Source organism: Kaistia sp. UC242_56, from assembly GCF_044452255.1.
GTDB classification, from domain to species: Bacteria; Pseudomonadota; Alphaproteobacteria; order Rhizobiales; family Kaistiaceae; genus Kaistia; species Kaistia defluvii_A.
This window is the reverse complement of record NZ_JBIOAN010000002.1, coordinates 3,131,623-3,155,439: the sequence shown is the minus strand read 5'-3', so window position 1 is coordinate 3,155,439 and position 23,817 is coordinate 3,131,623. Positions and strand designations below refer to the sequence as shown.

Annotated in this window: 21 protein-coding genes and 1 pseudogene; 14 read left to right on the top strand and 8 right to left on the bottom strand. The window is 65.6% G+C overall.

The genetic code is table 11. From position 1 onward, the window contains the following. Positions 1 to 119: 119 nt before the first annotated feature. Both ACHMWQ_RS17480 and ACHMWQ_RS17475 read left to right on the top strand, forming a co-directional pair. The gene (locus tag ACHMWQ_RS17480; RefSeq protein ID WP_396308450.1) at positions 120 to 1,238 is read left to right on the top strand and encodes a linear amide C-N hydrolase; all 1,119 of its coding nucleotides are present in this window, start codon (positions 120 to 122) and stop codon (positions 1,236 to 1,238) included. 228 nt (positions 1,239 to 1,466) lie between these two features. Further along, positions 1,467 to 1,989, top strand: a pseudogene (locus ACHMWQ_RS17475) (L-2-amino-thiazoline-4-carboxylic acid hydrolase). Positions 1,990 to 2,007: 18 nt separating this feature from the next. Here the strand turns inward: ACHMWQ_RS17475 and ACHMWQ_RS17470 are convergent. The 3 genes from ACHMWQ_RS17470 to ACHMWQ_RS17460 form a co-directional block, all read right to left on the bottom strand. Further along, the gene (locus ACHMWQ_RS17470) at positions 2,008 to 2,994 is read right to left on the bottom strand and encodes an MDR family oxidoreductase (protein ID WP_396308449.1); all 987 of its coding nucleotides are present in this window, start codon (positions 2,992 to 2,994) and stop codon (positions 2,008 to 2,010) included. A gap of 97 nt (positions 2,995 to 3,091) precedes the next feature. Next, positions 3,092 to 3,571 (bottom strand): VOC family protein, encoded by a 480-nt coding sequence (locus ACHMWQ_RS17465; protein ID WP_396308448.1) that lies wholly within the window; start codon positions 3,569 to 3,571, stop codon positions 3,092 to 3,094. A gap of 130 nt (positions 3,572 to 3,701) precedes the next feature. Beyond that, positions 3,702 to 4,880, bottom strand: a complete 1,179-nt coding sequence (locus ACHMWQ_RS17460) for a transglycosylase SLT domain-containing protein (protein WP_396308447.1) — start codon at positions 4,878 to 4,880, stop codon at positions 3,702 to 3,704. 347 nt (positions 4,881 to 5,227) lie between these two features. Between ACHMWQ_RS17460 and ACHMWQ_RS17455 the strand changes: the two genes are divergently transcribed. Then, positions 5,228 to 6,661, top strand: a complete 1,434-nt coding sequence (locus ACHMWQ_RS17455; protein WP_396308446.1) for a Ppx/GppA phosphatase family protein — start codon at positions 5,228 to 5,230, stop codon at positions 6,659 to 6,661. Then, positions 6,658 to 7,422 (top strand): RlmE family RNA methyltransferase, encoded by a 765-nt coding sequence (locus ACHMWQ_RS17450; RefSeq protein WP_354549826.1) that lies wholly within the window; start codon positions 6,658 to 6,660, stop codon positions 7,420 to 7,422. Before ACHMWQ_RS17455 ends, ACHMWQ_RS17450 begins: the two co-directional genes overlap by 4 nt. A 67-nt stretch (positions 7,423 to 7,489) precedes the next feature. Here the strand turns inward: ACHMWQ_RS17450 and ACHMWQ_RS17445 are convergent, their stop codons facing one another. The 3 genes from ACHMWQ_RS17445 to ACHMWQ_RS17435 all read right to left on the bottom strand — a co-directional run bounded on the left by ACHMWQ_RS17445 (position 7,490) and on the right by ACHMWQ_RS17435 (position 11,358). Next, positions 7,490 to 8,941 (bottom strand): MFS transporter, encoded by a 1,452-nt coding sequence (locus ACHMWQ_RS17445; RefSeq protein ID WP_396308445.1) that lies wholly within the window; start codon positions 8,939 to 8,941, stop codon positions 7,490 to 7,492. Between the two features lie 31 nt (positions 8,942 to 8,972). Continuing rightward, positions 8,973 to 10,178: an ATP-grasp fold amidoligase family protein gene (locus tag ACHMWQ_RS17440; RefSeq protein WP_396308444.1), complete on the bottom strand. Its 1,206-nt coding sequence runs from the start codon at positions 10,176 to 10,178 to the stop codon at positions 8,973 to 8,975. Between the two features lie 151 nt (positions 10,179 to 10,329). Then, entirely contained in the window at positions 10,330 to 11,358 is a 1,029-nt protein-coding gene (locus ACHMWQ_RS17435; protein ID WP_396308443.1) for an ATP-grasp fold amidoligase family protein, read from the bottom strand. Positions 11,359 to 11,584: 226 nt separating this feature from the next. On the opposite strand from ACHMWQ_RS17435, the gene guaB reads away from it, so the two are divergent. From guaB to guaA, 5 genes are all read left to right on the top strand, one after another. Then, positions 11,585 to 13,075 carry an IMP dehydrogenase gene (gene guaB / locus ACHMWQ_RS17430; protein WP_354549820.1) on the top strand — a complete coding sequence of 497 codons (1,491 nt, stop codon included), beginning with the start codon at positions 11,585 to 11,587 and terminating at the stop codon, positions 13,073 to 13,075. A gap of 121 nt (positions 13,076 to 13,196) precedes the next feature. Next, positions 13,197 to 13,604, top strand: coding sequence for an MAPEG family protein (locus ACHMWQ_RS17425; protein WP_396308442.1), 408 nt, complete (start codon positions 13,197 to 13,199; stop codon positions 13,602 to 13,604). A gap of 12 nt (positions 13,605 to 13,616) precedes the next feature. Further along, entirely contained in the window at positions 13,617 to 14,930 is a 1,314-nt protein-coding gene (locus ACHMWQ_RS17420) for an RsmB/NOP family class I SAM-dependent RNA methyltransferase (RefSeq protein WP_396308441.1), read from the top strand. 111 nt (positions 14,931 to 15,041) lie between these two features. Further along, complete coding sequence (locus ACHMWQ_RS17415) at positions 15,042 to 15,473, top strand: hypothetical protein (RefSeq protein WP_396308440.1); 432 nt, start codon at positions 15,042 to 15,044, stop codon at positions 15,471 to 15,473. Positions 15,474 to 15,610: 137 nt separating this feature from the next. Continuing rightward, positions 15,611 to 17,173: a glutamine-hydrolyzing GMP synthase gene (guaA, locus tag ACHMWQ_RS17410; RefSeq protein WP_396308439.1), complete on the top strand. Its 1,563-nt coding sequence runs from the start codon at positions 15,611 to 15,613 to the stop codon at positions 17,171 to 17,173. Between the two features lie 97 nt (positions 17,174 to 17,270). Here the strand turns inward: guaA and ACHMWQ_RS17405 are convergent, their stop codons facing one another. Next, positions 17,271 to 18,299 carry a sigma-70 family RNA polymerase sigma factor gene (locus ACHMWQ_RS17405; protein ID WP_396308438.1) on the bottom strand — a complete coding sequence of 343 codons (1,029 nt, stop codon included), beginning with the start codon at positions 18,297 to 18,299 and terminating at the stop codon, positions 17,271 to 17,273. 72 nt (positions 18,300 to 18,371) lie between these two features. Between ACHMWQ_RS17405 and ACHMWQ_RS17400 the strand changes: the two genes are divergently transcribed. Next, a complete protein-coding gene (locus ACHMWQ_RS17400; RefSeq protein WP_396308437.1) occupies positions 18,372 to 18,827 on the top strand; it encodes a carboxymuconolactone decarboxylase family protein in 456 nt (151 codons plus the stop codon). 6 nt (positions 18,828 to 18,833) lie between these two features. Here ACHMWQ_RS17400 and ACHMWQ_RS17395 read toward each other — a convergent pair whose 3' ends face one another. After that, positions 18,834 to 19,013 carry a hypothetical protein gene (locus tag ACHMWQ_RS17395; protein WP_396308436.1) on the bottom strand — a complete coding sequence of 60 codons (180 nt, stop codon included), beginning with the start codon at positions 19,011 to 19,013 and terminating at the stop codon, positions 18,834 to 18,836. A 199-nt stretch (positions 19,014 to 19,212) separates the two neighbouring features. On the opposite strand from ACHMWQ_RS17395, the gene ACHMWQ_RS17390 reads away from it, so the two are divergent. From ACHMWQ_RS17390 to ACHMWQ_RS17375, 4 genes are all read left to right on the top strand, one after another. Beyond that, positions 19,213 to 21,672 (top strand): thiamine pyrophosphate-dependent enzyme, encoded by a 2,460-nt coding sequence (locus ACHMWQ_RS17390; protein WP_396308435.1) that lies wholly within the window; start codon positions 19,213 to 19,215, stop codon positions 21,670 to 21,672. 27 nt (positions 21,673 to 21,699) lie between these two features. Further along, positions 21,700 to 21,939 (top strand): biotin/lipoyl-containing protein, encoded by a 240-nt coding sequence (locus ACHMWQ_RS17385; protein ID WP_396308434.1) that lies wholly within the window; start codon positions 21,700 to 21,702, stop codon positions 21,937 to 21,939. A gap of 20 nt (positions 21,940 to 21,959) precedes the next feature. Further along, the gene (locus ACHMWQ_RS17380; RefSeq protein WP_396308433.1) at positions 21,960 to 22,739 is read left to right on the top strand and encodes an alpha/beta fold hydrolase; all 780 of its coding nucleotides are present in this window, start codon (positions 21,960 to 21,962) and stop codon (positions 22,737 to 22,739) included. A gap of 83 nt (positions 22,740 to 22,822) precedes the next feature. After that, a complete protein-coding gene (locus tag ACHMWQ_RS17375) occupies positions 22,823 to 23,794 on the top strand; it encodes a sugar-binding transcriptional regulator (protein WP_396308432.1) in 972 nt (323 codons plus the stop codon). The last annotated feature ends 23 nt before the right edge of the window (positions 23,795 to 23,817 follow it).

The window sequence follows — 23,817 nt, the reverse complement described above, 5'->3', positions numbered from 1 at the left end:
CGTGGCGGCCGCAGGCCGGCGTCATGCCTCCCGGCCCGGCGGGCAGCCGCTTCCCGCGTCGCATGCCAGGCGGCGCGAACTTCTTTTCAATCTGACTGCATGCGGAGAACAGTGCTGAGATGTGCACGTCCCTCGGTTACAAGGATGCCAGCGGCAAGGTCTATTTCGGCCGGACGCTCGAACTCACGGTCGATCTGCCCTACCAGGTCACCTATTTCCCGCCGGGCTACGAGACCATCTCGGAGGTCGACGGCAAGGCATCGCTTACCTACGCCGCCCGCTTCGGCGTCCTCGCGGTCGCCATGCCCTGTCGCGTGCCGACGCCCGAGGCGCCGATCGGCCTTGCCGATCTCAAGGTGCTTGAGGGCCTCAACGATCAGGGCCTGACCTTCAGTCTGCTGTCCTATCCGACGGCGGCCGGCGCGCAGAAATCGGCGGATATCACCCAATCCGTGCTTTCGGCCTCCGATCTTGGCAGCTGGGCGCTCGGCCAGTTCGCCTCGGTGGCCGAGGTCAAGGCGGCGCTGGAAAAGCAGCCGATCGAGCTGCAGCCGCTCGCCCTGCTCGGCGGCGTCGTCTCGCCCTTCCATTACGTCGTGCATGACGCGACCGGCGCGTCGCTGGTGATCGAGTTCGATCATGGCGTCATGACGGTCTACGACAACCCGGTCGGCGTCATGACCAATGGTCCGAAGTTCAGCTGGCACCTGACCAATCTCGACAATTACACCTTCCTCACCAATGTCGATCAGTCCTCCGCCACCTTCGGAAGCTACCAGGCGCGGCAGCCGGATTCCGGCATCGCCACGGCCGGTTTGCCGGCCTCCAATACCTCGGTTGGCCGCTTCGTCCGCGCCGTCTTCTACGCCCAGTTCGCGGAGAAGGCGGCCACGCCCGACCTCGCGGTCAAGACGCTCGCCCATGTGATGAACAATTTCGATCGGCCGCGGGGCGTTTCCATCGACTATCCCACGCAGGGCGGCGGCCATATGGAGGTCGAGGGCCTGCAGGAGAAGGCCGATGCGCCCTATGCGACGGAGTTCACCTGCTGGACCAGCCTCTCCGACCTGGATCGCAAGATCTTCTTCGTGCGCGACTATCGCAGCCTCAATTTCACGGCCATTGATCTGAAAGCGCTCGCCGACGTGAAGGCGCCGCTCGTGCTGCCGCTCCAGAAGCTGGAAGGCATCGCCTCTGACGCGACGGCGATGCTGATGGCGCCGCCAAAGGCCGCCTGAGCCCGGCTATCCGCCAAACCTAACCACGCCCTGCGACCCTCGCGTCGCGGGGCGTGGCTTCTACCGCCTGGAGCGGGCTGCGGCACCTGTCACGCGATGCCTGCGAGCCGACGGTCCGCTCTGAGGTCGGATGCCGCGGCTCCCCGGGCTGACCGTTTGCCGGTTTCGGGCCTATGATCGCCCTTCCATCCCGGCGATGGGCGGCGGCAGTTCTTTTGGAGGTGGGCCATGGCGGAAACGGAAACCGGAGCGACGGCGACCGAGGGCGAGATCGGCATCCTGCAGCGCCGGCGTATCGAGGCGGCAATCATCGCGCCGATCTATGCCGGCATGGTGCGGGAAATCGGCGAGGCGCGGGCGCAGGCCATTCTCGACACCGCGATCAGCCAGGCGGCGATCGATGCCGGCCGCGCCTTTGCCGAGCGGACCGAGGGCGGCACCAGCCTTCGTACCTTCCAGGACCTGCTGTCGCTCTGGACTCAGGACGATGCCCTGGAGATCGAGGTGTTGCGGGCGACGGATACGCATTTCGACTACAATGTCCGCCGCTGCCGCTACGCCGAGACCTATCGCGAGATGGGCCTGGGGACGATCGGCCATCTGCTGTTCCTGCAATCGCGATGGCGTGTTCTGCCAGGGCTACGACCCTCGCATCGCGTTTCAGCGCACGCAGACGCTCATGGAAGGCGCCGAGCATTGCGACTTCCGCTACACCTTCGATCCGGACGGCCCGGCCGAGCCATCCGGATAACGGGCTATCGCCTCGAGGTCAGCGGTTGACGTCGACCAGCGTGCGGCCGCGAACCTTGCCTTCGAGGATGTCGGCCGCGACTCGCGGCACGTCGGCGAGGCCGATCTCCTGCACGGTCGTTTCAAGCTTGCCGAGGTCGAGATCGGTTGCCAGCCGGCTCCAGGCGATCTGGCGGACAGACTGCGGCGCATTGACGGAATCGATGCCGGCCAGCGTCACGTTTCGCAGGATGAACGGATGCATGGCGGCGGGAAGTTCCATGCTGTCGGCAAGGCCGCAGGCGGTCACCGTGCCGCGATAGTCGGTCTGCGCCAGCACGTTGGCAAGCGTATGTCCGCCGCAGCTGTCGATGGCGCCGGCCCATTTCGGCGCGGCGATCGGCGCGCCGGGGGCCGAAAGCGTGGCCCGGTCGAGGATCTCCGTGGCGCCGAGCCGCTTCAGATAGTCCGCCTCCTGCAGGCGGCCGGTCGAGGCGATGACGCGGTAGCCGAGCTTGGAGAGCAGCGCTACCGAGATCGAGCCGACCCCGCCGGAAGCGCCCGTCACCAGCACCGGACCGCGATCGGGCGTGATGCCGCCATGCTCCAGCGCCAGCACGCTCAGCATCGCCGTGTAGCCCGCCGTGCCGATCGCCATCGCCTCCTTGGCAGAAATGGTATCGGGCAGCTTCACCAGCCATTCGGCAGGCACGCGGGCGCGCTGCGCATAGCCGCCATGATGCGTCATGCTCAGCTCGAAGCCGTTCAGCACGACACGGTCGCCGGGCTTGAAGCCGGGATTGCGCGAGCTCTCGACCGTGCCGGCGAGGTCGATGCCCGGGATCAGCGGGAATTTTCGGATGATCGCGCCGCGGCCCGTGACGGCCAGCCCGTCCTTGTAATTGACGGTGGAATAATCGACGGCGACGGTGACGTCGCCATCCATCAGCTGGTCGTCTTCGAGGCCGACGAGGGCGACGGAAACCGCGTCGCCCGTCTTCGTCGCCCAGAGCCCGTTGAAAGTCATGTGTCGCTCCGATGCATGCAATGGCCACCGACAGGTGGCGGCTGCGGCGCCGGATCGCAAGGGGGCCTTAGTGTCTGGGTGCGCCGACGAGGCGGTATCAGGCCGGGTAGCGGCGCTCGGCCGGGCGAATTCGGCCGGCATTGCCGAGTTCGACGATGTAGCCGAAGTCCTTCTCGGTATCGAGATAGTAGTGCTCGTCCTCGTCGATCCGGCCGCTCTGGATCACCGGATAGCCCTGGCGGGTGAAGGTCTCGACCGCCTTCTGGCAATCCGCATAGAACAGCTTGATGTGGTGCAGGCCTTCGCCGTGCTTTTCGAGATGCTCGTCATAGATGCTGTAGCCGGTCAGCGGCTGCATCAGTTCGAGCTGGGTGTCGCCGCTCCAGGCGACCGCGATCAGGCAGGTGTGCGTCGCCGGCTTGCCGCGATAGAAATAGTTCTGAACCTTGCCGGGTTCGAACTGGTAGATGTCCCAGGGGCCGATCTTGAAGATGTCCCAGTGCCGCTTCATCGCCGCTTCGAGATCGCGGACGACATAGGCGACCTGCATCGTGCCGCCTTCGGTGAAGGTTCTCATGCTCCGTCCCTCCCGTCACGAGCCCCGTCTCTTGCGGATGGGGTCTCGATCGCAACCGGCCCGCGCCGGATGACGTCAGCTAGGCATCGGGACGATGCGGGGTCAAGCTGCCGTCAAGCCTAGCCGCCGGTCAGTTGTTCTTGTGGGCCGGGCGGGCGCGGGGCAGGGGAGCGGCGGCCGCGTCGACCGGCGCATCCATCCGGCAGCAGCCGGGCGCATCGGAGCGGATGCCGTCATCGGTCGAGGCGATGCGAATGGCGGCGGGCAGCTTATGAGCGGCGGAAAGCCGTGCTGGCGAGGGCGTCGCGAAGGCCAAGGCCGTCGCATCCTTGGCGAAGCGCGACGACGACGCGCTGGCCAGCGCCAGTTCCGGCTGTGCGAGGGTCTGCTCGGCATAGTCGGGCCGGATGACCTTCGAGGGCGGCAGGATCGCGGTGGCGTAGAGCAGCCCGCGAACCGGGGCCGCGGCCGATCCCTTGGTTTCCTTGCCGTCGGCATCCTGGCTGGTCGCGACCTGCGCCGAGGTGGCGGGCCGGGGACGCGGCAGGATCGGCGGGACGATGGCCGCCATCTCGACGACGGGGGCGGCGACGACGGGCTTGCGCAGCGGGACGGGCGCCATGGCGGTCGCGACGGCGACCGAGGTTGCGTCCGCCTCGGCGGCGATATCGGGCTTGGCGCCCTCGGCCAGCACCAGCTTTTCGGTCGGCGCCTTCTGCGTTGCCGGCGTTGCGGCGACCGGGGCAGCGAGCGCCAGCATGGACTTGTTCGACGGGCGGGTGACGATCTTGCCGGCGACCAGCACCGGCGTCGTGCCCATCGGCACCTTGATCAGTTTCGACAGCAGGCGCTTGCGCTTCGCCTCGTAGTAATAGCCGCTCTTGTAGAGGCTGTGGGCGCGGGCCGCGTTGCCGCCGGCGACGATATAGGCATTGGCCAGATAGGCGCCGCCATAGATGAGGTTGGTTTCCGCGTCGAGAAGGCCGGTGGGCGCGCCCTGGTAGCCGAGGCCCTGGGCGGTGTTATGCCGGATCTGCATCAGGCCCCAATAGGGACCGTTGCGCGCCGCGGGATTGAAAGTGCTTTCGGTGCGGACCACTTTTCGCAGCAGGTCGACCGGCACGTTGTAGGTCTTGGCGTAATAGGCGATGCGGGCCTCGATGAGCTCGCGCGACGTGCTGTCATCAGCAAGGGCCACGGCCGGGAGCAGCAGTCCCAGCGACAGGCCGATCAGGCCACGCATCCACCCGGAAAGGGCAGGCTGGATGCGGCGGGATCGCGAGCGCATCGGGTTTGATAGTCTGATCAAGGAGGCTCCAAGCCTGGTTAATCGTTCGATAAAACTCTCACGCCAAGGCCGATGAGGCAACCCACCTCCCGAAATGCGTGCGATCGGCTCGCCTGGCGCAGCTGCACTTGCCTTCAAAGAACGGCAATTTGTGGCTTTTCCAAGAAGCCGAAGGAATCCGTTAAGCATGACGAGTCCGCCATCTGGCGCCGGAGCCCGGCGGGCCGGACCGCCTTGCCGGCAAAGCTCATTGCCGGCCTGCGCTTGTGCCGTCGCTGCTTGCTGCTACACTCAGCCCCAACAAGGCACGCGATGAGCTGCGCGCCGGGCTCATTTTGCCCTGTGTCCGCGCAGCCGAAGGATTTGATGTGACAATCTCGGGCGAGGATCCGCTGATCGCGGAGTCCGGTGCGCCCGTCAGTGATTCCGTGGCCACGCCACGGAACCACGTCGGGACCGCCGATGGTTCTGGCCAGGCCCATACGGCCAATGGCCCAGGACGCGTCGGCAAGAAGAAGGGCAGGCGGCGCAAGAAGCGCGGGCCTGTCTATGCATCGGGGCAAAAGCCCGCCGACGCGAAGGCCGGAAACGGCAAGCTCGCCGAAGCGGCGCGTTCCGGTGCGACGGAGCGGGACTCAGGGTCTCGCCCTCCGGTGCATGGCGGAGCGCGACCCGGCCATGCCGGACACGCGCGTCCCGCTGTCAATCCAGCCCGATCGTCGCAAGGTAACGAGGCGCGCTTTTCGACGCGTCCTGAACCGCGGCCGCGCGCCGAGCCGGCGCCGGATGCGCTTTATGCGGCGCTGGATCTGGGAACCAATAATTGCCGCCTGCTGATCGCGCAGCCGCGCGAGCGGGGGTTTCGTGTCGTCGATGCGTTTTCGCGCATCGTCCGGCTCGGCGAGGGTGTTGGTCGGAGCGGCCGTCTGGGCGAAGCGGCGATGGACCGGGCGGTGGACGCCCTTCGCATCTGCCGTTCCAAGCTGGCGGATCGCGGCGTCGTACGCGCCCGGCTGATCGCCACGGAAGCGTGCCGATCGGCCGAGAATGGCGCGATCTTTCTCGAGCGCGTGCGCAGCGAGACCGGCCTGGTGCTGGAGATCGTCTCGCGCGAGACCGAGGCGAGGCTCGCCGTATCCGGCTGCGCCTCGCTGATCGACCCGAATTCGAACGGCGCCCTGCTGTTCGACATTGGTGGTGGGTCGTCCGAACTGGTCTGGATCGACCTGACCCGTCCGGCCGAGGCACGGCGCCGGCGCATGTCAGATCGGATCCGCACCTGGGCCTCGCTGCCGGTTGGCGTGGTGACGCTGAGCGAGCGCCATGGCGGCGAGTTGGTGACGACCGAGGTGTTCGAGGCGATGGTCGCGGAAGTGACCGACATGCTGCGGGATTTCCCGGAGGCGGACGCGCTGGACCAGGCGGTCGCGGCGGGCAATCTGCACATGCTGGGCACCTCCGGCACCGTGACGACGCTCGCCGGCGTGCATCTCGGCCTCGAGCGCTATGACCGGCGCCGGGTTGACGGAACCTGGATGACGGGCGACGAAGTCAACCTGATGATGAACACGCTGACCGGCATGGATTACGCCGCCCGGATCGCCAATCCCTGCATCGGCAAGGAACGCGCGGATCTGGTATTGGCAGGCTGCGCCATCCTCGAGGCGATCCGCCGGCGCTGGCCTTGCCAGCGGCTTCGGGTGGCCGACCGTGGCTTGCGCGAAGGAATACTGGTGGAGATGATGGCGGAAGACGGTGTGTGGCGCCGTTCGCCGCATCGGCAGAATGGAAGGCCGTCATGACCGGCACCAAGAACAATTCGGGACGTGGATCCGGCGGGCGCGAGCTCACTGTGCGCGTCAAGACTTCGCGCGGCCGCACGGCCTCGTCGCAGCGTTGGCTGGAGCGCCAGCTGAACGATCCCTATGTCGCGCGTTCGAAGCGCGAGGGCTATCGCTCGCGCGCCGCCTACAAGCTGATCGAGATCGACGACAAGCACCACATTCTCGGGCCCGGCATGCGGGTGGTCGACCTGGGCGCCGCGCCCGGCGGCTGGTCGCAGGTGGCGGTCGAGCGGGTCGGTTCGACGGATGACGACAAGCGCGTCGTCGCCATCGACTATCTGGAGATGGACGAGCTTCCGGGCGTCATCCTGTTCAAGAAGGACTTCCTCGACGAGGACGCGCCGGCTCTGCTGGAGCAGGCGCTGGGTGCCCGCGCCGATGTCGTGCTGTCCGACATGGCGGCGCCCACGACGGGCCACCAGAAGACCGACCATCTGCGCACGATCTTCCTCTGCGAGGTTGCGGTCGATTTCGCCATCAGCGTGCTGAAGCCGGGCGGCCACTTCCTGACCAAGGTGTTTCGCGGCGGCGCCGAGAATACGGTGCTGACCCAGCTGAAGCAGCACTTTGCCTCGGTGCACCACATCAAGCCGCCGGCCAGCCGCGCCGGCTCGGTCGAGCTGTTCCTGCTCGCCAAGGGCTTTAAGGGGCGCAAGACCGCAGCCGATGAGGCCCAGGCCCGCGACACCGCCGAGGACGACGGCACCTGGCGTCCGTGAGCCGGAGTGTGGGGCTGGCTACTTCACCTCTCCTCGGGAGAGGTGAAGTAAGCTGCGATGTCCCGCCCTAGGCCCGCTCGCGCATGGCGGTGACGGGATCCGGCGCCAGCTCCTTGACCGCGACGCTGCGGCCCGACATTTCCGAGCCGGCATCGCGTGGCATGCCGATGAAGAAGATCACCGAACTCATCGCGATCAGGCCGACCACCAGGAAGGCCGGGTGGAACGCCGCCAGGTCCAGCTCCGAGCCGCCATGGGCGCGCATCGTCAGCTGCAGCGAGATCGCGCCGGTCGAAATGCCGAGCGACAGCGCCAATTGCTGGAACACGCTGGTCATGCTCGTCGCCCGGCTCATCCGCGATACCGGCACGTCGGCGAAGGACAGCGCGTTGGCGCTGGTGAACTGCAGCGAGCGGAAGAAGCCGCCGACGAACAGCAGCCCGGTGATCAGGTGCAGCGGCGTGCCGATCGAGAACGCCGCCGGCACGCCGACAAAGAACGCGGCGATGAACGAGTTCGCGATCAGCACCGTGCGGAAGCCCAGCCGCCGCAGCAGCGGCGGCGCGACGAACTTCATGGCGATCGCGCCGATCGCCGAGACGAAGGTGATGGTGCCCGACTGGAACGGCGTCAGCCCATAGCCGAGCTGCAGCATCAAGGGCAGCAGGAAGGGCAGGGCGCCGATGCCGATACGGAACAGCATGCCGCCGAAGACGCTGGCCGCGAAGCTCGGGATCGTGAACAGCGACAGGTCGAGGATCGGATTGGCCACCCGGCGGCTATAGAAGAAATAGACCGTCAGCAGCGCCGCGCCGCCGATCAGGCAGGTCGCGACATAGGGCCAGGGCATCAGGTTGAGCCCGAGCGAGGTCGAGCCGGTGATGAAGCCGGCGATCCCGAAGGCGGTGAGCAGGAAGCCGATGAAATCGAATCGCACCTGTTCTTCGCCGCGAATGTCGGGAATGAACAGGGTGGCCAGCGTCACGCCGAGCACGCCGATCGGCACGTTGATCCAGAAGATCCAGCGCCAGTCGAAATAGGTCGTGATGAAGCCGCCCACGACGGGGCCCACCACCGGGCCGATCAGCGCCGGCACGGTCAGCCAGGCCAGCGCCCCGACCAGTTCGGATTTTTGCACGGATTTGAGGATCACCAGCCGTCCGACCGGCACCATCATGGCGCCGCCGATCCCCTGCAGCACGCGCGAGCCGACGATCTCCAGGATCGAACTGGATAGGCCGCAGCAGATCGAGCCCAGCGTGAACAGGATGATCGCCAGGCGGAAGACGGAGCGGGCGCCGAAGCGGTCCGCCACCCAGCCGGAAGCGGGGATGAAGATGGCGATGGTGAGCAGGTAGGACGTCAGCGCCAGCTTCAGATCGATCGGGCTGACGCCGAAATCGCGGGCGATGGCGGGAAGCGAGGTCGACAGGACGGTGGAATCGAGGTTCTCCATGAACAGCGCGCAGGCGACGATCAGGGGAAGAAGGATCCGGGCGGGGGGACGATGCGGAGCCATGGGGCCTCTTATAAGGGCGCTTATTCTAAGCCTACCTTAGGAGGATCGCGCTCTCTTTCGAAGTCACGATTTCTTTGGCTCGGCTTTCGACGTTAGCTTGATGCAGTGCGTTGAGGCGGCTGGCGCGAGGCGCATCTGCGATGGGCACCTCTCGCCGGAGAGAGCGAAGGGCTGTCTGGCTGCGCGATGCGGCCGCTTCGGCCGGGTCGCTCCAGCAGCGACCGAGCAACTCGTTGAAGCGCGGCTCGTTCCATTCGACGATCGCGCTGGCATGGTAGGCGGTGAGTTCGCCGATCTTGAACCCTTGATCGGTCAGGTAGAAATCGACGCGCAGATGATCGAAGCCGGACGCCGCGCGGACCGCTATCTCCGCCAGTGCATGCGCCGTCGATCGCGAGAGCGAATAGGCGCCGACCGGGATATTCCGCGACTGCAGGCTCAGTTCGTTGCCATCGATATCGAACCAGTTGCCATGGCGCGTGTCGCGACCCTTCTTGCCGGTCAAAATCCGGATCATCACGGCGCGGCCATGAAAGGTCATGACCTGCGCTTCGACCGGCGGATGGCCATCGGGGCCCAACAGTAGGGGTTCCGCCATCAGGCGCCGCGGCAGCTTTCGATATCCCCATTCATAGGCGATATCGAAATAGTCGAGGCGCAACCATCGCCGCATCTCTGCCTCGATCTCGGCCCGCTGCAGGCGCGCGGCGTCGGAGACGATCGCCACCATGCCGGAGCCGTGGTTCGGCTTCAGGACGAACCTTTCCGGCAAGGTTGCCCAGGGAATGTCGTCCGGATCCTCCCAGCTGCCCAGGAGCGGTACGAGAAAGCTCTCGCCAACGCGATCCCGGATCAACGTCCGAACGGCGAGCTTGTCGGATACGATCTTTAGGCGCGGGTCGCGGTCGTAGATTATGCGATGCAGCAGGTGCTCGGAATAGGTGACCGGCGGCGCCAGCCGGGGCGCCTCGCCCATCGCGGCCGTATAGCGCTGGATGTGCAAGCGGCGAAGCAGCCGGTCGCCCAAGATTGGCATCTGCCGTGCCTTGCGGACCAGCCGCCGCTGGATGCTGCGGCAGGTTCGGAGGAGAGCCGGCGGAACCTTCATGCGCCGGCCCGCTCCGCCCCGGGCTTGATCCATCGGGTGAGGCCCGCCCCGTGATAGGGGATGTGACCGTGAAGGCGCTTGTAAGTTTGGCTCGCTGTCTTGGCGAGCTGTCCCACGCGGGACGAACAAAGATGCATGCGAGGTCCGGCGGACGCGATGAGGGTGATCCGTCGCGGAATATGCGATTCGGCGGCCCGAGGCGATCGAGTCTCCCAGCGTATTGCTGTTGTTCGCCCTCGATCTTGCAGAGTGTTGCCATGCCGACACGGGTGCGGCAGCGCTAAGCCTGTTGTCCGTCGCGCCTCGTCGCGCCGATCTCGGAAATGCGGTGGATCTGGCCGGGATCTCGCCAGGCAGCCGCGAGGACTTCATCTTGTACCGGCCCCCGCCAGACGGTCAGTCCGGCGCCGTGATACGGCGTCAACTCACCGATCTTGAGCCCGTTGTCGGTCAAATACATGTCGACGCGAAGATGATCGAACCCCGCCGACATGCGCTCGGACGCCTTGACGATGGCGTCTATGTCGCGCTGGTCGAGGTTGATTCCGCTTTGCTCCACCTCGCCCGAGAAGTTGTCGAGCCGGGTTCCGTTGCGATCGAACCAGTCGTTGCGTCGTGTCGGCGTCGATTTTATCCCGGTCAGGATGCGGATGAGCGCGACCTGGCCGCCGAAGGTGAGGACGTGCGCTTCAACCGGTGCAAGACCATCCGGGCCGCGCAGCAATGCCTCGGCCATCAGCCGACGCGGCAAATCGCGGTATCCCCATTCGAGGGAACTATCGAAATAGTCATGCCGCAGCCAGTCTCGCGCCATGCCGGCAAGCTTCTCCGGTACGCGTTCAACGAGATACGGAACGATTGCGATCGGCCCGGACGAATGAGTCGGCTTCAATACGAATTGGTCGGGCAGCGATTGCCAGTCAATGTCGCGTGGGTCGTTCCAGGTGCCCAACAGCGGGATCAGGTATGTCGCACCGAGCCGGTCGCGGATCATCTCCCGCACTGCGAGTTTGTCGCAGACGATCTTCAACCTCGGGTCCCGGTCGTAGAGAAGCCTGTGAATGATGAGATCGTTGAAACCGACGGGGGGATCGAGGCGAAGGGTTGCTTTCATCTGGCGCCTATAGCGTCGGGCATGCCAGCCTCTCGCCAGCCGCGTGCCCAGCACGGGAAGACGGCGCAGACGTCGCAGCAGGGCCGATCGGATCCGCTTTCGAGCGGTCGCGGCTCTCTGCCGCCACAAGGTCGGTTTCATCGGATGGATTCGCACTTCCAAGGAGGAGGTCGGTTGATCCGACGTTTCGCGCATCAGACGTGTCGATCGAGGGCTGGATATCAAGTGATCGACGTCACACTCTGGTTATGTCCCGCACGCATACCAGCCTCCTGCGTCCCAGAGCGGATTTGTGCGGTGCGAGACTTTTCACGGGCCGCGACTCCATGATAGAGACCACCGCCAACTCTATTCGCTGAAACCTCGACCCGCCGGTGACCCTCGGTCCCACGGCCGGTCTTTTGCATTCGGAGCGTTGGCCATGGCCCAGATCGTAGAATTGTCGACCGGACGCGAAGCGCTGACCTTCGATGACGTGCTGCTTCAGCCCGGTCATTCGCTGGTCATGCCGGGCGAGGTCGATATCCGCACGCGGCTGACGCGCGAGATCGAGCTCAACATTCCGATCATCTCCTCGGCCATGGATACGGTGACCGAGGCGCGGCTGGCGATCGCCATGGCGCAGGCCGGCGGCCTCGGCGTCATCCACCGCAACCTCTCGCCCGAGCAGCAGGCCGAGGAAGTCCGCCAGGTCAAGAAGTTCGAATCGGGCATGGTCGTGAACCCCGTCACGATCGAGCCGGATGCGACGCTGGCGGATGCGCTGGCGCTGATGAAGGCGCACCGCATCTCCGGCATTCCCGTCGTCGAGGGTGGCGGCAATCCGGGCCGGCTGGTCGGCATCCTGACGAATCGCGACGTCCGCTTTGCCTCGAACCCGGCCCAGAAGGTCTATGAGCTGATGACCCGCGAGGGTCTGATCACTGTCAAGGAAGGCGTCAGCCAGGATGAGGCGCGCCGGCTGCTGCACCAGCACCGGATCGAGAAGCTCGTCGTCGTCGACAAGGCCTATCGCTGCATCGGGCTGATCACCGTCAAGGACATGGAGAAGACGCAGCTCAACCCGAACGCCGCCAAGGACGAGCAGGGCCGGCTGCGCGCCGCCGCCGCCACCACAGTGGGCGACAATGGCATCGAGCGGACCGAACGCCTGATTGACGCGGGCGTCGATCTCATCGTCGTCGACACCGCGCATGGTCATTCGCAGCGCGTGCTCGACGCCGTCACGCTGGTCAAGAAGCTGTCGAACCGCGTGCAGGTCATGGCCGGCAACGTCGCCACCGCCGAAGGCGCCCAGGCGCTGATCGACGCGGGCGCCGACGCCGTCAAGATCGGCATCGGCCCGGGCTCGATCTGCACCACGCGCGTCGTCGCCGGCGTCGGCGTGCCGCAGCTGACCGCGATCATGGAAGCCGTCTCCGCCGCCGACAAGGCGGGCGTGCCGGTGATTGCCGATGGCGGCATCAAGTACTCCGGCGATCTCGCCAAGGCGCTCGCCGCCGGCGCGCGCTGCGCCATGATCGGCTCGTTGCTGGCCGGCACGGAAGAGAGCCCCGGTGAGGTCTATCTGCACCAGGGCCGCTCGTTCAAAGCCTATCGCGGCATGGGCTCGGTCGGCGCGATGGCGCGGGGCTCGGCCGATCGCTATTTCCAGGCGGAAGTGCGCGACACGCTGAAGCTGGTGCCGGAAGGCGTCGAGGGCCAGGTTCCGTTCAAGGGACCGGTCAGCGGCGTGCTGCACCAGCTGGCCGGCGGACTGCGCGCCGCCATGGGCTATGTCGGCGCGGAGAACCTCGAGACGTTCCGCGAGAAGGCGCGCTTCGTGCGCATCTCGACGGCCGGCCTGCGCGAGAGCCACACGCATGACGTGACCATCACCCGTGAGAGCCCGAACTATCCCGGCATCGGCTGATCCGGCTTCGGCCTGGCAGCTTGTGATATGAAAGGGGGCAGGGGTGGGAACCTTCTGCCCCTTTTGCTTGTTTGCGGCCTGATGGCCGGCACTCGCCGGCGATCCACCAATCGGGGGCTCCATGCTGAAGACCGTCATCCTCTGGCCGGCGATCGCGCAACTCGCGCTGATCGCCTTCTGCTACCTCTGGCTCGGCATCACGCGCCGCAACGCCGTCAACAGCGGCGCCGTGTCCTCGACCGAATTCGCGCCCGGCGCCAAGGAGCCGGACGCATCGGCGACGGCGCGCCGCCATCTCGCCAACCAGTTCGAGCTGCCGATCCTGTTTTTCGTGGTCGTCGGCTTCCTATTCGGCATCAACGGCACCTCCATCCTCGAAGTAGCCGTGGCATGGCTCTTCGTCGCCAGCCGGGCCGTCCACACGGTCAGCTCGCTGAGCGGGCCGCTGGTGCTGCGCCATCTGAGCTTTCTGGTCGGATTCCTGCTGGTTTGCTTCCTCTGGCTCGACCTTGCCGTCCGGATACTCTAGAAGCGCGGGACCATGATCCCAGCCGCACGCATCTCCGCCGCCATCGAGGTTCTCGATGATATCGCAACCCGTCGCCGCCCGGCGCCCGACGCCCTGAAGGATTGGGGCCTCGCGCACCGCTTCGCCGGCTCGAAGGATCGCCGCGCCATCGGCGATCTCGTCTTCGACGCGCTCCGGCACCGGAACTCGTCGGCGGCAGTTGGTGGCGGCGACGATGGTCGCTCCGTGATGCTCGGCCTGTTCCGCAGGCATCGCGGGCTCGACATCGCGGCGATCGAAAAGCTGTTCTCGGGCGACCGCTTCGCGCCGGCGCCGCTGACCGATGACGAGCGCGCGGTGCTCTCCCGCGACGCGCTCGCCGATGCGCCGGACTATGTGCGGGGCGACTATCCCGAATGGATCGCGCCGAATTTTGCGCGCATCTTCGGCGACAATGTCGTGGCCGAGCTGCAGGCGCTGGCGACGCCGGCCCCGCTCGATCTTCGCGTCAACACGCTGAAGGCCGAGGCCGATCACGCCGCTTCCGAACTCGCCGCCGCGATCGGCCGGACACCCGAGCGCCCCGCGCTTTCCGCGCTCTGCCTGCGCCTGCCGCTGGAGCCGGGATCGGCCGAGCCGCATATCGCCTCGACCGAGCCGTTCCTGAAGGGGCAGGTCGAGATCCAGGATCTGGGCAGCCAGCTCGCGGCCGAATTCGCCGGCGCGCGTCCGGGCATGCAGGTGCTGGATCTCTGCGCCGGGGGCGGCGGCAAGACGCTCGCTCTGGCGGCTGCCATGCAGAACCATGGCCAGATCTTCGCGCACGATTCCGACCGCCGTCGCCTGGCCCCGATCCATGACCGGCTGACGCGCGCCGGGGTGCGCAACGTCCAGGTTCGCACGCCGCGGCCGAACAGTGACGTGCTCGACGATCTCGAGAATCGCATGGACTTGGTGCTGGTTGATGCGCCCTGCACCGGCACCGGCACCTGGCGCCGCAATCCCGACGCCAAGTGGCGCATCCGGCCTGGCAGCCTCGCCGAGCGCAACAAGGATCAGGCGCTGGTGCTGGAGACCGCCGCCCGCTACGTGAAGCCCGGCGGGCGTCTCGCCTACATCACCTGCTCGGTGCTGGAGGAAGAGAACACCGACCAGATCGACGCCTTCCTCGCGGCCCATCCCGGCTTTTCCGTCGTGCCGCCGCAGGCGGTGGTCGAGGCCTATGAGCAGGAATCGATGAACATCCTCGGCCCGGCCGTGCGGCTGCTGTCGAACGGTCTTCTGATGACCCCGCTCACCAGCGGCACGGATGGTTTCTTCGTTTCCGTGCTGACGCGAGCCGCCTGAGCGCATTCATCTGTGAGCCCTCCCGGTGTTGCCGGGTCTTCGTCTCGACAGCGTGCTGTCGCGCCGATAGAAGGACGGCCCCGGGGTTCTCCCGATTACGGAGGTAGACTTATGCGCCTGCTCAGGCTTATCGCCATCATCCTCGTCCTGTTCGCGGGATACTGGGCCTATTACGTGTTCGCAGCCGCGAACCCGAACGACCAGTTCGGCGTGCAGATCAACAAGGTGTTGCCGACCGCCGCGCGCGAATTCTCCTGCAAGAAGCTGAAGGAACGCTTCGCCGACGCCAAGGCGCCGGAAGGCTGCGCCGACTTCGCCTTCTGGGCGCCGGCTCCCGAGCCCGTCGTCGAGACCCCAGCTGCGCCGCCGGCTCCGGCCGCAGAGCCCGCTCCGGCAGCAACGCCGGCCCCGGCTCCCGCCGCCGAGACGCCCGCTCCGGTCGCGCCGGCTCCGGCGCCCGAAGCTCCGGCTGCGACCGCACCGGCGACCGATACGCCGGCGACCGCACCGGCGACCGATACGCCGGCGACCGCCGCGCCCTAATCGCTCCTTCGGCCCGCACCCCACGGTGCGGGCCGTTTTCTTTGACCTATGCAAGGACGGATGGCAGCTCCGCGATTGCAGTTTTCGGCCCGATCGCTTAACCGAGGGGCCATTCCCCTCAGACGCCGGGCCGTTCCATGACCGACAGCATTCTCATCATCGATTTTGGATCGCAGGTAACGCAGCTCATCGCGCGTCGCCTCCGCGAAGCCGGCGTCTATTGCGAGATCCATCCGTTCCAGAATGCGGAGGGCGCTTTCGCCAGGATGCAGCCGAAGGGCGTGATCCTTTCCGGCAGCCCGGCCAGCACCGGCGACATCGGCTCACCGCGCGCGCCAGACGCCGTGTTCGCGGCGGGAGTCCCGGTCCTGGGCATCTGTTATGGCGAGCAGACGATGATGGCCCAGCTCGGCGGCCGCGTGGAAACCAGCGAGTATCGCGAATTCGGCCGCGCCTTCGTCGATATCCAGGAAGCCTCGCCGCTGTTTGAGGGCGTCTGGGAAAAGGGCACCCGTCATCAGGTCTGGATGAGCCACGGCGACAAGGTCATGGCTCTCCCCGAGGGCTTCAAGGTCATCGCCGTTTCCGACGGCGCGCCCTTCGCCGCCATCGCCGACGAGGCCCGCCGCTTCTACGGCGTGCAGTTCCATCCGGAAGTCGTCCACACGCCGGACGGCGCGAAGCTTCTCTCGAACTTTGCGCACAGGATCGTCGGCCTCAAGTCCGACTGGACCATGTCGGCCTATCGCGAGCAGATGATCGAGAAGATCCGCAAGCAGGTCGGCAAGGGCAGGGTGCTCTGCGCGCTTTCGGGCGGCGTCGATTCCGCGGTCGCGGCCGTGCTGATCCACGAGGCGATCGGCGACCAGCTGACCTGCGTCTTCGTCGACCATGGGCTGATGCGCCAGGACGAGGGCAACCAGGTCGTCTCGCTGTTCCGCGAGCACTTCAACATCCCGCTGGTCAGCGTCGATGCGGCGGATCTGTTCATCGGCAAGCTTGAGGGCGTCTCGGATCCCGAGACCAAGCGCAAGATCATTGGCGGCCTGTTCATCGACGTGTTCGACGCCGAGGCGAAGAAGATCGCCAGCGACGGCAAGGGCGCGCCGGAATTCCTGGCCCAGGGCACGCTTTACCCCGACGTGATCGAGAGCGTCTCCTTCTCGGGCGGCCCGTCGGTGACGATCAAGTCGCACCACAATGTCGGCGGCCTGCCGGCCCGCATGAACATGAAGCTGGTCGAGCCGCTGCGCGAATTGTTCAAGGACGAAGTGCGCGCGCTCGGCCGCGAGCTCGGCCTTCCCGACAGTTTCGTCGGCCGCCACCCCTTCCCGGGCCCCGGCCTCGCCATCCGCCTGCCGGGCGGCGTGACGCGCGAAAAGCTCGACATTCTCCGCAAGGCCGATGCGATCTATCTCGACGAGATCCGCAAGGCAGGTCTCTACGACACGATCTGGCAGGCCTTCGCCGTGCTGCTGCCGGTGCAGACGGTCGGCGTGATGGGCGACGGCCGGACGTATGACTCGGTCCTGGCGCTGCGCGCCGTGACCTCGGTCGACGGCATGACGGCGGATTTCTATCCCTACGACATGAACTTCCTCGGCCGCGCCGCGACCCGCATCATCAACGAGGTCAAGGGCATCAACCGCGTTGTCTACGACGTAACCAGCAAGCCGCCCGGTACGATCGAGTGGGAATGACGGAAACAAACAGCGGCAGTGGCGTAGGTTCGGTGGGGATTCTCGCCTTTAGTTGCCGCTCTTTGGCCTGCAGCCGGGGCTGGGGCTTAGCCGCCAGTCAGTTTTCGGCGTCGTCGGCTACCATAGCGGACGAAAGGTGAGCCAGTTTGTCGGGGTTCTTGACAATATAGATTGCGGCGATCCTGCCATCGCGAATATCGAGCGCGGTAGTCTGCAGGAGGCCGTCACCATCGACGCTGATATAGCCTGGCAAGCCGTCGATCTTCACAGTGCGCAACAAGGTCGGCGCACGCAAATTCTTCCGGTGGGACCCAACGAACAAGCGGAGCGCGCGCTCGAGTCCGCGCACCACATTGCGGAGGGCAAGCACCTTGCCGCCGCCATCGGCATGGATCTCGACATCCTGCGCCAGCAGTTCAGCGAGTTGCGCGGTGTCGCCGTCGCGCGCGGCGGTGAAGAAAGCGCGTGCGATCCGGTCTGCTTCGGCCGGCTCCAGGGCGAATCGGGGCCGCGCCGCCTGGACATGCTTGCGCGCGCGTGATGCGAGCTGGCGAACGGCGGCAGGCTCGCGCCCCAAGGTGACTGCCACCTGAGGCAGGGCCATGTCGAACACGTCATGGAGAAGGAAGGCCGCGCGCTCCAAGGGAGACAGGCGCTCCATCGCCAGCATCAGCGTAACGGTGATATCGTCGGCGATCATTTCGTCGGGCTCGACCGACCCTATCAGCGGATCGGGCAGCCATGGGCCGACGTAGATTTCGCGTTGCGCGCGTGCCGATTTTTGCTCGTCAAGGCACAGGCGGGTGACGATCCGGGTCAGATAGGTGGTAGGGAACTCTATCTCACCCGCGGTCCGCTCCCAGCGCAGCCAAGCATCCTGCACGACATCCTCGGCATCGCTGAGCGAACCAAGCATTCGGTAGGCGAGGCGCAGCAATCGACTGCGTTCCGCCTGAAAATCCGCAGTGCGCTGATCGCTCCGTCCCCTTCGCTGATCCGAGGCGCCGCCGCTAACGTCCGCTGACACTGAGGTCTCCGTGTCTCCCGTGTGGCCACGCGTATAAGACGAGGCAGCGTGGCCAAATGTGACATGGATCCGGCCGCTCGCGAGAAATTTCCTGGGCATGTCACAGTTATCCGGCCTGCCTCGTCAAGTCTGCGAGCGTCGCTGAACGGCGCCCAGACGAAGGAAATGACCATGAGCGATAACACACGGCTGATCTGGCACGCGGTCGCACCGCAGGGCGCCAAGGCGCTGTTCGGCATCCATCACTACATCACCACGGGCACCAACCTGCCGGGGGAACTCATCCATCTCGTCTTCCTGCGGGTCTCGCAGATCAACGGCTGTGCCCATTGCATCGACCTTCATACGCGGGACCTACTCAAGACGATGTCCATCGACAAGGTCGCGCTAGTACCAGTCTGGGCAGAGGTGCCTCATCTTTTCTCAGAGCAGTATCGCGCTGCGCTGGCCTGGGCCGAAGAGGTGACGTTGGTCAGCGAAACACATGCGTCAGACGGAGCCTATGTGGCGGCTGCGGCTGCATTCGAGCCCAAGGATCTTGTCGATCTCACCATCACCATTGCTGCGATGAATGCCTTCAATCGCCTCGGCGCGCCATTCCGCCTGCCCGTAAAGGCGCTGGCCTGACCAACCTTACAAAAGGATCGCTTCAATGACTGCAAAGCCCGAACTCTCGCGCAGGCCGGAGGGGATTGTTCCGTAGCTGCTCCAGCGTTTCAACTCGATGGACGTCGACATCATGGCCGGCTTCTGCGAGCCCGACGCCATCTTGGTCAGCGCGAATGGCGAGCCGCAGCGCGGCCTATCGGCCATTCGCGCGGAACTTCTCAAGTACTGTCCTAGCTGCTGAACGCCCCCTTAGCGATGGCGCACGCCTAGAACTTTTGCGTATTCCAATTGACATATGTTCCAGCCTCGCCATAGTGACGATTGGCCGTGCTGATGGATATCGCCGCTCGGTCTTGCCCGGGCTGCAAACTCCCGGATGGCTGAAGTTGCTGTTGGAGGACGCATGCCCAAGGAAATCACAGTCGACCCGCAGATCGTGCGGCAAAAATCGACGGTTTCTTTCGCCGAGATACCCGTAAACGCCTATGCGACTCCCTTTGCCGAGGAGCGGGCGAAACGAGGCGATGCGGCGCTGAGGGAAGTCCTCCGCCACATGCTGGTCATCCGGGAATTCGAATCCATGCTGGGTTCGTTCAAGGCGACCGGCGCCTATGCGGGCATCCCGTTCAACTACAAGGGGCCGGCACACCTTTCCATCGGCCAGGAAGGCGCGGCGGTCGGCGCGGCGCTGGCGCTGGAACCCGAGGATCACATCTTCGGAAGCCATCGCAGCCATGGGGAGTTCATCGCCAAGGGGCTGTCGGCGATCGCCCGGCTGGATGAGGCTGCGCTGCAGGCCATCATGGCCGGGCATCAGGACGGCGCGCTGTTGCAGTCGGTCCGCACGCATCTGGGCGGGGAAGGCAAGGCGCTGGCCGAGAACTTCCTGCTGTTCGGGCTGCTCTCGGAAATCTTCATGCGCGCCAACGGCTTCAATGGCGGCATGGGGGGCAGCATGCATGCCTTCTTCCCACCTTTCGGCGCCTATCCGAACAACGCGATCGTCGGTGCGTCCGGCGGGATCGCCACCGGCGCGGCGCTGCGGCGGAAGCTGAGCGGCGCCAAGGGCATCACCGTCGCCAACAGTGGTGACGGCTCGACCGGCTGCGGACCCGTCTGGGAGGCGATGAACTTCGCCTCCATGGCGCAGTTCGAAACGCTCTGGGGCGAGAAGCGCGGCGGATTGCCGGTACTTTTCTTCTTCAACAACAATTTCTACGCCATGGGCGGACAGACGATCGGCGAAACGATGGGCTGGGACCGGCTGTCGCGCATCGGTGCGGCGATCAATCCGGCCTCCATGCATGCCGAGACCGTGGACGGCTCCAATCCGCTCGCCGTCGCCGACGCCGTGGCGCGCAAGCGCGCGCTGCTGCTGGAAGGGAAGGGGCCGGCGTTGCTCGATGTCGAGTGCTACCGCATCAGCGGCCACTCGACGACGGACGCCAGCGTCTATCGCTCGCGCGAGGAAATGCAGCTCTGGGAGCCGCATGATCCGATCGTGCTATTCCAGAACCAGCTTCTGGCCGAAGGAATCCTGACCGAGGCGAGCCTGTCGGAGATGCGGGCACAGGTCGTTGCGCAGGTCACTGCCGTCACGGCGGCTGCTGTCAATCCCGAAGCCGCGCCGATCGTCGACGTGCGCGCCGATCCCACCCTGATCGGCAAGCTGATGTTCAGCCACAACGAGATTCCGGTTCCTGCGACCGCTGCGCCGCTGCTGGCCGCGCCGGAGACATCGGCCCGCATTCGCCAGAACGCCAAGAAGGCTCGTTTCGGCCTGTCGGAGACCGGCGAAAAGCTGTCCTCCATGCGCGCCATCACCTTGCGCGACGGCCTATTCGAGTCGGTCCTGCATCACATGACCCAGGATCCGAGCCTGATCGCCTATGGCGAGGAGTGCCGCGAATGGGGCGGCGCCTTCGGCGTCTATCGCGGTCTCTCCGAGATCCTTCCCTATGACCGCCTGTTCAACTCGCCGATCTCCGAGGCTGCCATCGTCGCCACGGCGGTCGGATACGCACTGGAGGGTGGACGGTCCCTTGTCGAGCTGATGTATGGCGATTTCATCGGCCGCGCCGGCGACGAGATCTTCAACCAGATGGCGAAGTGGCATGCCATGTCGGCCGGGGCCCTGAAGGTTCCCGTGGTGCTGCGCTGCTCGGTCGGCAGCAAATATGGAGCGCAGCATTCGCAGGACTGGTCGTCGCTGGTCGCCCATATTCCCGGGCTCAAGGTCATCTACCCGGCGACTCCCTATGATGCGAAGGGACTGCTGGCCTCGGCGCTTTCCAGCGACGATCCGGTCGTCTTCTTCGAGAGCCAGAGGCTTTACGACACCGTCGAGCAGTTCCGTCCCGATGGCGTGCCGACCGACTATTATCGGATCCCGATCGGGGAGCCGGACATCAAGCGGGTGGGGTCGGATCTGACCATTCTGACCATCGGACCGTCGCTCTATTCCGCGATTGCCGCCGCGGATGAATTGCAGGCCAATTACGGCATCTCGGCCGAGATCATCGACGCCCGCACGCTGGTGCCGTTCAACTATGAAAAGGTGCTGGAGTCGGTGAAGAAGACCGGACGGCTCCTCCTGGTTTCCGAAGCGTCCGAACGCGGCAGCTTCGCCATGACGCTGTCGAGCAACATCACCCGATTCGCCTATGGAGACCTGAAGGCTGCGCCGCGCGTCCTCGGCTCCCCGAACTGGATCGTCCCCGGCGCGGAGATGGAATCGACCTATTTCCCTCAGGTCGACGATATTCTCGATGCGGTCACCAGCGATTTCTTCCCGGAGAAGCGCGTCAATCGTCGGGGAGTCCGCGATTGGAATGACCTCGACCTCGCCCGCCTCGCGCTTTAGCCGCCGCCTATGAACCAGGAGAAAACGATGGATATCCCGCTGCTGATGCCGCAACTGGGCAATGAGACGACCGAAGCGGAACTGACGGAGTGGCTGAAAGCCGTGGGCGATCCCGTCCGCGAGGGCGAGCAGATCCTCATCCTCACGACGACCAAGCTCAGCATGGAGATCGAGGCGCCGGCGACTGGCGTCCTCAAGGATATTGTCGTCCCGGAGGGCGATATCGCCGAGATCGGCGCGACCCTTGCCATCATCGCGGTCGATTAGGCGCGATCGGCATGGCTGAGGTGAACAAGCCGGCCGCCGGAGCGGTGCTCCATCGGCTCGGCGGCAGCGACGGTCAGCCGGCCGTCGTTTTCATACACGGCTTCGGGGCGGACCGGCTTTCCTGGCTGGCCAACGCACCTTCCCTGACAGGGTCGTTCCAGGTATGGGGCGTCGACCTTCCCGGGCATGGCGACGCGGAGCCCGCTCTTGGGGTCAGTCTGGACGGGCTCTCCGAGAGTGTGCTCGCTGGCATTACGGCGCGGATATCCGGCAAGGTGCATCTCATCGGCCATTCGCTGGGGGGCGCTGTCGCCCTCCGCCTGGCCGAATGCGCACCGGATCGGGTTCAGTCCATCGTGCTGATAGCGCCGGTTGGACTTGGTAGAGGCATCGCCCGGGATTTCACTAACGGCTTCGCGGAGCTGGATGAGCCGGATGGCGCGCTTGCCCTGCTTCAGAGGCTCGTGGCGAGGCCACGGCTGATCAACAAGCCGATGGCGCTGCATGTGCTGGCGCATCTGGAGCGGCCGGGACGGCGCCAGGCGCTGTCGGATCTGGCCGACGGCATCCCCGTCATCGAGCAGGCCGCGCAGCTCGCCATCGCCGCGATCCGGCAAAGCGATCTGCCGCGGTTGGTCATCTGGGGCGAGGATGACGCGATCAACCCGCTCGATCCGGAGCGCATGGCAAGCTTTGGCGGCGAGCAGCACGTCTTGCCAGGTGCGGGTCATCTGCCGCAGATCGAGGAAATCAAACGGGTCAATGGATGGATCCAGGACTTCCTGACCGGTCATAGCTGAGCAGTTCCATTCTCGACCGTGCTTTGCCGGACCGTCTCCCGCCGCCCTGAAACGGGCTCCATGCTGCAGAATCGAGGTTGGCATTGGCCAAGCTGCTACGCTCCGCACAGCAGGTACTTTCCGATACGTCGTCGCTCCGGTTGCGAGCCGCGTGGCTCTACTACAATCAGGGCCTGACGCAGAAGGACGTGGCCGAGAAGCTGGGCGTCAGCCGGACGACGATCATTCGCATGCTCGACGAGGCCGTAAAACGCGGCGAGGTGCAGATCTGGATCAATGAAGGGATCCAGGAGTGCATCGAACTCGGCCTGCAGCTCGAGGCGGCGTTCGGCCTGGACGAGGCGATCGTCGTGCCGGGCGTGGACGATGTCGAAGGAACCGCCAAGGCGGTCGGTCTCGCCCTGGGTCAATTTCTGTCGGATGCGATCCCGGATGACTGCACCATCGGTGTCGGCTGGGGCCGGACCCTGACGGCTTCGCTTGCCAGCTTTCGACCGGTGCGGCGTGAGCGCGTGCGTGTCGTCTCCCTGCTCGGCGGCGTGCTCGAGGCCCATCAGGTCAATCCGATCGAGTTCTCGTGGCGGTTGGCCAGCCAGATCGGGGCCGAATGCTACCTGTTTCTGTCGCCTCTCCTGGTCGATTCCAAGGAGACGAAGCGCCATCTGATCGAGCGCTGCGGTCTCGATCGCCTGTATCGCCTGGCGGAGGACCTCGACATTGCTGTCATCAGCGTTGGCGATATCAGTCCGAGCGCGACCTCGCTCTCCCAGACGCTGATTTCACCGCAGGAGTTGCAGGAACTGGTCGAGGTCGGCTGCGTCGGCGATGCCATCTGCAATTTCCTGGATGCGGAAGGACGTTCCGTTCCCCATGCGCTGAACGACCGCGTGATGTCGGTCGATCTCGACAAGGTCAGCAAGGCGCGCCACGTCGTGCTGGCGACAGGCGGAGCCAAGCGCGCCGTCGCCATCCACGCGACGATGAAGCGTGTCGGTTGCCATACGCTGATCACCGACGAGGCCGCCGCCAAGGCGCTTCTCGCCATGGCGCGGTGACGCAACGCATTTCTCGGGGGCAG